10 protein-coding genes and 1 pseudogene are annotated in these 10,045 nt (G+C 60.4%); 4 read left to right on the top strand and 7 right to left on the bottom strand.

The features are described from left to right. Positions 1-461 (top strand): annotated as a pseudogene (locus B0D78_RS11745) (hypothetical protein); the annotation flags it as partial. A 195-nt stretch (positions 462-656) separates the two neighbouring features. Here B0D78_RS11745 and B0D78_RS11740 read toward each other — a convergent pair. The 4 genes from B0D78_RS11740 to B0D78_RS11725 all read right to left on the bottom strand — a co-directional run bounded on the left by B0D78_RS11740 (position 657) and on the right by B0D78_RS11725 (position 5,258). After that, positions 657-1,397: a FadR/GntR family transcriptional regulator gene (locus B0D78_RS11740; RefSeq protein ID WP_078017131.1), complete on the bottom strand. Its 741-nt coding sequence runs from the start codon at positions 1,395-1,397 to the stop codon at positions 657-659. 199 nt (positions 1,398-1,596) lie between these two features. Beyond that, positions 1,597-2,838, bottom strand: coding sequence for a DUF401 family protein (locus B0D78_RS11735; protein ID WP_078017130.1), 1,242 nt, complete (start codon positions 2,836-2,838; stop codon positions 1,597-1,599). A 143-nt stretch (positions 2,839-2,981) separates the two neighbouring features. Next, positions 2,982-4,190 (bottom strand): MalY/PatB family protein, encoded by a 1,209-nt coding sequence (locus tag B0D78_RS11730; RefSeq protein WP_078017129.1) that lies wholly within the window; start codon positions 4,188-4,190, stop codon positions 2,982-2,984. A 156-nt stretch (positions 4,191-4,346) separates the two neighbouring features. After that, positions 4,347-5,258, bottom strand: coding sequence for a peptidylprolyl isomerase (locus tag B0D78_RS11725; protein WP_078017128.1), 912 nt, complete (start codon positions 5,256-5,258; stop codon positions 4,347-4,349). Between the two features lie 164 nt (positions 5,259-5,422). On the opposite strand from B0D78_RS11725, the gene B0D78_RS11720 reads away from it, so the two are divergent. Both B0D78_RS11720 and B0D78_RS11715 read left to right on the top strand, forming a co-directional pair. Beyond that, a complete protein-coding gene (locus tag B0D78_RS11720) occupies positions 5,423-5,677 on the top strand; it encodes a hypothetical protein (RefSeq protein WP_078017127.1) in 255 nt (84 codons plus the stop codon). Between the two features lie 37 nt (positions 5,678-5,714). Next, on the top strand, positions 5,715-6,878 hold the full coding sequence (locus tag B0D78_RS11715; RefSeq protein WP_078017126.1) for an amidohydrolase: 1,164 nt from the start codon (positions 5,715-5,717) through the stop codon (positions 6,876-6,878). 71 nt (positions 6,879-6,949) lie between these two features. Here the strand turns inward: B0D78_RS11715 and B0D78_RS11710 are convergent, their stop codons facing one another. The 3 genes from B0D78_RS11710 to B0D78_RS11700 form a co-directional block, all read right to left on the bottom strand. Next, complete coding sequence (locus tag B0D78_RS11710; protein ID WP_168170127.1) at positions 6,950-7,534, bottom strand: manganese efflux pump MntP; 585 nt, start codon at positions 7,532-7,534, stop codon at positions 6,950-6,952. Positions 7,535-7,791: 257 nt separating this feature from the next. Continuing rightward, complete coding sequence (locus B0D78_RS11705) at positions 7,792-8,718, bottom strand: SufB/SufD family protein (RefSeq protein WP_078017125.1); 927 nt, start codon at positions 8,716-8,718, stop codon at positions 7,792-7,794. Positions 8,719-8,720: 2 nt separating this feature from the next. Continuing rightward, positions 8,721-9,461 (bottom strand): ABC transporter ATP-binding protein, encoded by a 741-nt coding sequence (locus tag B0D78_RS11700; RefSeq protein WP_078017124.1) that lies wholly within the window; start codon positions 9,459-9,461, stop codon positions 8,721-8,723. Between the two features lie 308 nt (positions 9,462-9,769). Here B0D78_RS11700 and B0D78_RS11695 point away from each other — a divergent pair. Further along, a partial coding sequence (locus tag B0D78_RS11695; RefSeq protein WP_143521868.1) for a helix-turn-helix domain-containing protein occupies positions 9,770-10,045 on the top strand: 276 nt, incomplete at its 3' end.

The raw sequence follows: 10,045 nt of genomic DNA, 5'->3' as shown, positions 1-10,045 counted from the left end.
CCAACGAGGTTTTGCCCAAGCTCATCGCCAGGCACAATCGGAAGTTTGCCGTCACGCCGGCTGAGGGAGAGGACGTTTATGTGAAGCCGGAAGGAAAAGTCGATTTGGATTTTCTCTTTGCGCGTCGCGAATCTCGCAGGACGGATCACGGCGGCATGATTTCCTATGGAGGTCGTCGGTACGTTCCGGCGGCGGACGATTGCCTCGGGATGGCCCAAACGACGGTTGAGGTGCGTGAAACGTCGACCGGGCGGATCTGGGGTGTTTCCAAGGGCAGACGGATCGAGATGAAGGAGGTTGAAAGTCAAAAACGAGTCGACTCCGATGAGGCATCGGCAAAGAAACGGAAAAGCGGGCTTGTGAAAGCGCACAAGCCCGCTCCGGACCACCCATGGCGGCGTGGCGTCGTCAAAAGGCAGGGATATCATAGCACATGTCGGGATAAACGTACGTTCGCGTAGACGTTGTTATGGCGGCACGATGGGGAGTTCTTTCGAGGTGTCTTGCTGTGATGGGAGTGTGAGGGGGTGACTTTTTCAATGAGCAGTTATGGTGACATTTTTATTGGCTATTGACAGTCGACAATTTACTTTGAAAAAAAGTCCGCCCCGGACGCTCCTGCCATTGGCGCGTCCGGGGCGGATGGAATTTTTTGTTTAGCCGTTGTCCTTGCGTTCCAGGTTCACGGTGTAACTGAGCTTGTAGCGGGTGTACGTCCGTTCGAGATGGAGTTTCATGATTTTGCCGGCGGTTTCCGCGTCCTGTCGGAAAATGGCATCGGCCAGTTTCTCGTGCTCGTCGATGATCTGATCGGGCCAGATGTCCTGCGGGCGGCGGGCGATGTCGCCGAGGATCAGCGAGTTCAGCGTGCTCTGCGAGAGCGCGATGACGCTTTCGTAAATTCGCAGCAGCACCATGTTATGAGCGGCCGTGGCGATCAGATTGTGGAAGATGCTGTTCCATTTCGCGCCCTGCAATCCTCGGTCCGGGGGCGCCAGCGCGATGACACGGCGCAGCATGGTCAGCGCCTCGTGAAGATGTTCCAGATCCTGTTCGTTGCGGCGCTGGGCGGCAAAACGCGCGGCAGGGACCTCGACGAGGCTGCGCACTTCCGAGATTTCGTCATAGAGTCCGACCGGCCAGGCCGACTGAAAGTCGTCCAGCGAACGAAAGGCCCCGCTGACGTCGTGGCTTTCCACGAAAATGCCCTGACGTTCGCGAATCTCCAGCACGCCGTAAGCTTCGAGGATGTTCAGACACTCGCGGATATGCAGCCGCGACATGCCGAAATGCTTTTCCAGTTCTCGTTCCGTCGGCAGCTTGCCGCCGCTGACGATCTCTCCGCTCTTGATGGCCTGAAGGATCCGTTTCAGCTGCTCTTCTTTTCTCTTGTTCATGATTTTCCACTCCGCAATGAAATGATGATAACGATCGCTCTAAAATTTTTATGCCGCGACAATCCGCCGTATCCGCTGCCGGCCGCCGAGGGGGAACCGATCCAGGCTGGAAAAGTGAGATGCCGGGCTGCGTGAAAGCGCGCTGTGCCGCCGGCGGAACGTTTTTGTGCCCGCGGGGAGGACTTTCAGGGCGCGGCGGTCACAGCAGGATCGCTCTGTACAGGCCGAAAATGACGAACGGAGCCACGGCCATCTCGATCATCAGCGGCAGGTATCCTTTGTCCAGCGCGGAAACGGAACAGTCCATCTGCTGCAGGGTGAGCGTCTGGCACAGATGCAGGGGCGAAAAGAAATAGCCGTTGAAGCTCCAGGTGTAGATGAAAACGCAGTAGAGCAGCTCTTCCGTCGGCGGCAGGTGCAGGCTCGTCAGCAGCGGCACCAAAACGCCCAGCGGCACGTAGCTGAGCCCCGTGGTGAGGCCGAAGAGCAGCGCCGCGGCCGCGATCACCAACAGCACGCGAAACCCCGACGACTGCACGAACATGGTCTGGAAGGCGGCCATGATGCCGGTCAAATCGCGCACGGTGTTCTGCATGAAATAGATGCCCAGCATCGTCACGAAAGTTTGGCCGCTGAGCCCCTGCCAGAACGCGCGCGCGTAGGCTTTTGCGTCGCGCCGCCCCCAACCGGCCAGAATCAGCGCCAGCGAAGCGAAGGCGCTCAGGTACATGGGCACCTTGAACAGACCGTTGAGCAGCACGATGACGTAGATCGGCGACATGTATTTGAGAATGCTGACAAGCCCGCGGAGCGTATGCCCGCCGCCGGAGCGCGAAGCGACCGGCGCCGAGGCGCCGCGCAGGTAAAGCAGGTAAGACGCGAACTCCATGCCGGCGACAAAAACGACGTTGAGCGCGATCAGCTTGTACAGGCTGACGTGCGGCGCCATGTTGGAGAAAACGATCATCGAGCTGCTCGTCGGCAGCAGGAAGAAGGCGCAGTGACGGAAGGTCAGGTTGAGCGCCGCGCGCTTGAACACGGGCAGCCTGAGGCTGTCGCCCAATTCGTCGACGAAAGGGCTGGAGATGCCCGCGCCGCCGGGCACCGAGACCATGCCGATCGCCGCCGGCAGGATCATGATCACCGCTTTGGCCGACGAAAAAACGTCCTTGAAGGCCTCCACAAGCCGGCCGAGAATGTCGTACTGCTTCATCAGCGCGCTGAGAACGCCGATCTGCAGGATGACGGCGATGGTTTTCATCGTCGGCGGCGAGGTGACGATACTCGTAAAGTTTTCCGCGATACCGCGCAGGGACTGACCGGCGCCGAGTCCCATGATCAGCCCCGTGATCAGCAGCGAGGTGCCGTTCCACAGCTTCCCCTTCGGGAAGAAGACGAGAAAACCGAAGGCCGCGCCCATTGCCAGAAATTCTCTCAGCATGGAGGCCGCTCCTTTCGCGAATGAAATGTGCTGCCGTAAAAGCTCCGCCCCGAGGCAATGTTATCATACCGCGCGCAGAAAAAACTCTTGCGCCGGCGCGGACGAAAAAGCCCGCTTCCGCAAAAAGGAGGCGGGCTCGAGTTTTATCGGGCGTTGAAGACGTACTTGTCCAGGCGCGCCATGGCTTCCTTGACGCGCGACAGCGGCAGCGCCAGGTTGACGCGGATGCTGTACGGGCCGTTGAACATGCGCCCGTCCTGCCAGGACACGCCCACGTCGGAACCGGCCCGGTGCACTTCGTCGATGGTCTTGCCGTGCTTTTTGCACCACTGCTCGCAGTCGATGAAGAGCATGTAGGTGCCCTGCGGTTTGGCCAGATCGACGCCGTCGAAATGCTCTTTGATGTAATCGTAAGCGTAGTTCACGTTTTCCGTCAGCACCTGGCGCAGCTCGTCCACCCACTCGTAGCCCTCGGGCTTGTAGGCGCCGATCAGCGCGTGCATGGAGAGCACGTTCATGCTGTTGTAGTGCGACAGCGACGATTCCTTGTCGATGCGCTCGCGCAGCCAGTCGTTGTAGATGATGTGGTAGCTGCCGATCAGGCCGGCGAGGTTGAAGGTCTTGCTGGGCGCGTAGAGCGCGACGGTGCGGTTTCGCGCGTCGTCGCCGACGCTCTGCGTGGGGATGTGCTTATAACCGTCGAGCGTCAGATCGGACCAGATCTCGTCGGAGATCACGAACACGTCGTGTCTGCGGTAGATCTCCATGGCTTTTTCGATCTCTTCGCGTTCCCAAACGCGGCCGCAGGGATTATGGGGCGAGCAGAAGATGGCGGCGTGGATCTTGTTTTCCACGATCTTCTTTTCCATGTCGGCGTAATCCATGCGCCACACGCCCTGTGCGTCGCGCTTCAGCGGCGAGTGGACGATGCGCCAGCCGTTGTTGTTCAGCGTGTTGGTGAAGCCGATGTAGGTGGGGGAGTGGAGCAGCACGTTGCCGCCCCGCGAACAGATTACGTTCAGCGCGCTGGCCACGCCGCCGAGCACGCCGTTCTCGTAGCCGATGTGCTTCGCTTCGAGCCCGGCGACGCCGTTGCGCTTCGCCTGCCAGTCGATGATGGACTGATAATATTCCTTTTTGGGCGCGAAGTAACCGTAGAGCGGATGTTTCGCGCGCTCGATCATCGCTTCGGGCACGGTGGGCACGGTGGCGAAGTTCATGTCGGCGATCCACATCGGGATCGAGTCGAACCCCGGTTTGGGCGGATTAGGGGCCATGCCGGCTCCGAGGTTGTCTACGGCGAGGGCGTCGCGGCCGTGGCGGTCGATGATGCTCGTGAAATCGTACTTCATGAGAAAACTCCCCTTCCTGCGTTCGATTTCGGCCGCAGCGGCCGAAGCGTGGTTTTATACGGAAACTGATCCATTCTACTCTGCCCTTTCGAAAATCTCAACGTGCCGCCTCAAAAAAAGAGAGGCTCCGCAGAGTCTCTCTTTTTTTGAGGCGCATTACTTGGCGGGCTTTTTGTCGCCGGAGGCGGGCGCCTCGGGCGCGGCGATCTTCACGCCGTAGCGGGCGCGCAGCGCGTCGCGTTCGTCTTGGATGGCCTTGACCTGTTTCTGGCGCAGGAGGTCGGCCTTGATGTCTTCCTTCACCTCGGCGAACGGACGGATCGAGGCGTCGCGGCTGTCGGTGGCCTTGATGACGTGATAGCCGAAATCGGTCTTGACGGGCTTGGCGGTCATCTCGCCCTTTTTCAGGGCGAAGGCGGCCTTTTCGAACTCGGGCACCATCTGTCCCTTGCTGAAATAGCCCAGGTCGCCGCCACGGCTGCGCGTGCCGTCGGCGGAGTTGTTCTTGGCGGCGTCCTCGAACGTGATCTTGCCGGCTTTGATGTCGCGGATCAGATCGGCGGCCTTTTCCTGAGCGGCCTTGCGATCTTTCTCGGGCATGTTCTTGTCGGCGCGGATCAGGATGTGCGAGGCGCGGATCGCCGCGGGGACCTGGAAGATCTCCTTATGCTCGTCGTAATACTTCTGCGCGTCCTTGTCGGTCGCGGGCGTCTTGCCGGCTTCGTCGAGAATCTTCTCCGTGGCCAAAGTGAAGAGCAGGCGCTGTTCGAGGTTGCCCATGGCCTCCTTGTACTTGGCCGTGTTCTGCAGCTTCTGCTCGCGCCCCGAGCGCGAAAAGACCTTGAAGTCAATCAGGTTGTCCAACAGCTGCGCCTGGCCCTGCGGCGAAGCATAGGCCGCGCGCTGCTGCGGGTCGAAGCCGCTCATGGCCTGGTCGAGGTCGGCCTGCGTGATCGTCTCGCCGCCGACGGTGGCCAGCACCTTTTTGCCGGAGTTTTGGTCGGCCGCAAACGCCGAGCCGGCCAGAAGAACCGAGAGCGCCGCCGCGGCGGCAAACAACTTTTTCATCCGAAAAATTCCTCCTTAAAAAAAATCGCTTCCTGTGCGCGAAGCGCACAAAATGTTCGTGCAGCATCGCCTATTATAACCGAATTTATTCACTTGCAAAGGTGTATAAATCTGCTATCCTTTTAACGGATCACGATCGACCCGGCAGGGAGGGATGAGACGCCATGCTTCAGACAGAGACGATCGAATGGAGCCAGTTCAAGGAACGCTTCGCCTTTTTGCTGGCGGAGATGACGCCGGCGCTGCGCGGCATCGACGACGAGACCATCGCGTTCCGTACCGAAGAGTGGTCGGTGCTCCCTCGCTGGGATTCGGGCGAATTCATTTTCGAGTACTACGCCGAAGAGCCGGACACGTTCCATCCCGGCGACGACGAGACGCAGATCGTAGTGACGAACGTTCCCTGGGGGAATCTTTAGGGGGACGCGTATTATAAATTTCAGGGGAGGTCCTTGTATGAAACTTATTGTCAATGCGCGCGTGCTGCCCGTTTCCGCCGCGCCGATCGAGAACGGCGCGGTGCTCGTGGACGGAACGAAGATCGCCGGCGTCGGCGAACACCTCGGCGCTCCCGAAGGCACGGAGATCATCGACGCCCGCGGCCTGACGCTGACGCCCGGCCTGGTCGACGCCCATACCCACATCACCACGTCCGAAGAGATGGAACTGTACGGCATGAGCGACATCAACGAGATGACCAACCCCGTCACGCCCGGGCTGAGCATCCTCGATTCCATCTACGTGCGCGACAAGAACGTGGCCGAATCGCGCGAAAAAGGCGGCGTCACCTGCGTGCAGACTTTGCCCGGCAGCGCCAACGTCATCGGCGGCACCGGCGCCATCATCAAGCTCAAGCAGGCCAGCGTCGTCGAGGAAATGCTCGTCAAATCGCCCTCCTGCATGAAAGCCGCTCTCGGCGAAAACCCGATCCGCGTCTACAAGGACAACGGCCACCGCACGCCCACGACCCGCATGGGCAACGCCTACATCATGCGCAAAACCCTGCAGGACGCCCGCAACTATCTGGAAAAGAAAAAGTGCCGCAAAGACGGCGAAGCCTTCGAGACCAACCTCGACATGGAAGCGCTTTCCCTCGTGCTCGACCGCAAGATCAAGCTCAGCGTCCACAGCCACCGCGCCGACGACATCTGCACCGCCGTGCGCATCGCCGAGGAGTTCGGCCTCGACTTCACCATCGAGCACTGCACCGAAGGTCAGTTCATCGCCCCGTGGCTGGCCGCGCACCACGTCAAGGCCGCCGTCGGCCCCACCTTCGGCGTGCCCGTCAAGCCCGAACTGCGCCATCAGGGCTGGGAGACCCTGCTCGCTCTGCGCGACGCCGGCGTGCACATCTGCATCCTCACCGACCACCCCGTGATCCCGCTTTACGGACAGATCGTCTCCGCCTCGCTGGCCGCCCGCGCCGGACTGACCGAAGCCGAAGCCCTGCGCTGCGTCACGCTGTCCAGCGCCGAGCACCTCGGCATCGAAGATCGCGTCGGCTCCATCGACGCCGGCAAGGACGCCGACCTCGTGCTGTGGAACGGCAACCCGCTCGACACCCGCTGCCACCCCGTCATGACCATGATCGACGGCAAAGTGGAGTACCGCGCGCTGTAAAAATTCAGCCGTAAAAAATGCCGGAGGCTCGCGATCGAGCTTCCGGCATTTTTTATTCCCGTGTCTCGGCGCTAGAGCACGCTGTCGGCGAAGATCTCGAGGCCGATGCCGATCAGGATCGCGCCGCCGAGGATCGTCGCCCGGCCGGACAGCGCCGTGCCGATCCTCTTGCCGATCAGCAGTCCCGCCGCGCAGACCACGAACGTGACGGCGGAGATGATCAGCGAGGCCGCCAGCGCCGCGGCGCAGTCGTAATTGGCGATCGTGAAGCCGACCGAGAGCGCGTCGATCGACGTGGCGATCCCCTGCAAAAACAGCACGGCGGGCGTCAGCCGAAGCGCGGCGCGATCCTCGCGACCGCCGCGCAGCCCTTCGAACACCATCTTGCCGCCGATGCCAAGCAGCAGGATCAGCGCGATCCACGGCACGATCTTCCGGAAGGAACAGAAAACTTCGACGATCGTGCGCACGCAGACCCAGCCCGCCATCGGCATCAGCGCCTGGAAGAACGCGTATACGCCGGCGACGGCGCAGCCGCGGCGCGCTCTCATGCGCGGCTCATTCAGCCCGTTGACCATCGACACCGAAAAGGCATCCATCGACAGCCCCACGCCCAACAGCGCGCAGTTCAGCACAAACATGAAATTCAAATTCACTTCGGCCACCCCATTCCGAATGATCGCCCGTCCCCGCGGAAACGAAAAATCCGGGCATAGCCTCGGCTATACCCGGATGTCGTTTTTCGATCGTCCTCATGTATAGCTTGGCAGTTATACATGAGTCTCGCAGTTTAAAGCACGCCAGACCTTTACGGCCAGCATGTTGACGTGCTGCGCTCCGTCCCGAGCGCGTGCTACTCCCTCACGGAGGTTATTGTGACACCGTCGTCTCGTGTTAGTCAAGACAAACCGTTCTACTTCAAGAAGCCGTTGATGATCTGCTCTTCCGCCTGCTGTTCGCTCAGACCCAGCGTCATCAGCTTGACGATCTGGTCGCCGGCGATCTTGCCGATGGCGGCCTCGTGGACGAGCTGCGCGTCGACGTTGTTGGCTTCCAGCGAGGGCACGGCGAGGATCTTGCCCCGGTCCATGATGATCGAGTCGCATTCGGTGTGCCCGCTGCACGGCGCGTTGCCGACGATGCAGGCGTCGAACTTCTGAAACGACGCGTCGCGCGCCACGGAGCGCGACACCACGTCCGCGCTCGAACCTTCGCCGTTCAGCGCAACTCGGTAACCGCTGACAGCCTGCTGGTCGCCGTGCGTCATCAGGCGCTCGCGCACCACGAGCCGGGCGTCCTTTTTCAGCTCGGCGATCGTCATGCGCTGCGTCGAATCGACGCCCTTGATCTGCACCATCTCCATCTCCATGGAGCTGCCGTCCTCCATGTAAACTTCCGTCTGCGGGTTGAGGATGCGCTTGCCCTCGCCGCTGCCGGAACCGTAGTGCTTTTCCACGTAGCGGACTTTGGCGTTTTTGCCCACGTAAAAGCGGTGCACGCCGTCGTGTTCGGCGTCCTGTCGGCCGCAGTTGTCGATGCCGCAGCCGGCGACGATGAGCACGTCGCTGCCGTCGCCGACGTAAAAGTCGTTGTAGACCGTTTCCTTCAGGCCGCTGGCGCTGACGACGACGGGGATGTGCACGCTCTCGTTCTTCGTGCCCGGAGCGATGCGGATGTCGATCCCCGTGCCGTCGGCCTTGGAGGTGATCTCGATGTGGGCGGTGTTGCTGCGCCCGGCCAGCTGGCCGTTGGCGCGGAAGTTGTACGCTCCCGTCGGGACCTTGTGCAGGTCGGCCACTTCCGCCAGCAGGCGTTTTTGGATCTCGTCCAGCTGCACCATGGTTAAGCCTCCCCCTGTTTCAGCTTGTGGCACACGTCGACGGCCGACTCCGTGCCGACCAGCGCGGGGAAAATTTCCGCGCGCGGCCCCTGCTTCTCGATGCGTCCCTCCGCCAGCACGACGATCTCGTCGGCGATGCTGAGGATGCGTTCCTGATGGGAGATGATGACGATCGAACTGTCCTTGATGTCCTCGCGCATCTTTTTGAAGATGCGGATCAGATTCTGGAAGCTCCACAGGTCGATTCCCGCTTCCGGCTCGTCGAAGACCGAGAGCTTGGCGCGGCGGGCCAGCACCGTGGCGATCTCGATGCGCTTCAGCTCGCCGCCCGAAAGGGAAGCGTTCACCTCGCGGTTGATGTAGTCGCGCGCGCACAGTCCCACTTCGGCCAGATACTCGCAGGCCTCGCTGACGAGAAGTTCTCTGCCGACGGCCAGACGCAGCAGGTCGACGACCTCCAGCCCCTTGAAGCGCACCGGCTGCTGAAAGGCGAAGCCGATGCCCATGCGGGCGCGCTCGGTGACGCTTTTATCGGTGACGTCTTCGCCGTCGAGAAAAATGCGGCCGCCCGTGGGCTTTTCGATGCCGGCGATGAGGCGCGCCAGCGTCGATTTGCCGCCGCCGTTCGGGCCGGTGACGACGACGAATTTTCTGTTGTCCACTTTCAGGCTCAGATCGTGGATGATCTCCTTCCGGCCGACGTCCTCGGCGACGCTGAAGGAAATATTTTTCAATTCCAGCATGGCTGGCAACCCCCTTCGTTTTTGTTCCCCCGGATCCGGGGCGAAGGCGCGAAGCCCCTCTCCGTTCCCGTTTTTACTCTATCACATTTTAGGTGAAATGTTCGTTGGCGGGACAACGGAAGATGCTTTTTCCCGCGGGAAAAACGCCGCGGCCATTGTGTCATGACCGCGGCGTGTTAGTCAATAAGAACCGTCGGAATTGACGCGTTCCGCTTTCGGTGAAATTCTTCAAGGTAAATGCAACCCAACATCCGGTACCCCGTTGCATTAAATCTGAATTAAAAGGAGCTTGCATTTAGTCTGAATTGATGAAAGAACTTTCTTACGAGACAACAGATCTCGGAAAGGAGTTCATCATCATGAACAAACATTTGACTCTGGCTGAAAGAAAAGCCATTGAAAGCGCCCTCAACCGGCGAGAATCTCTCAGAAGTATTGCCTCAACAGTTCTGAAGTCGCCGAGTACGATCTCCAGAGAGATCAGAAAACATGCAGAGACTGTCTTCAAAGGCTGTTATGGCCGGACAGTAAACTGCTGCCTTCACCGGTATGACTGCTCCGTTACTTCCCTTTGTAACACCTCT

It is taken from the genome of Pyramidobacter sp. C12-8, assembly GCF_002007215.1.
Classification (GTDB): Bacteria; Synergistota; Synergistia; order Synergistales; family Dethiosulfovibrionaceae; genus Pyramidobacter.
This window is presented reverse-complemented; position numbering and strand designations above follow the sequence as displayed.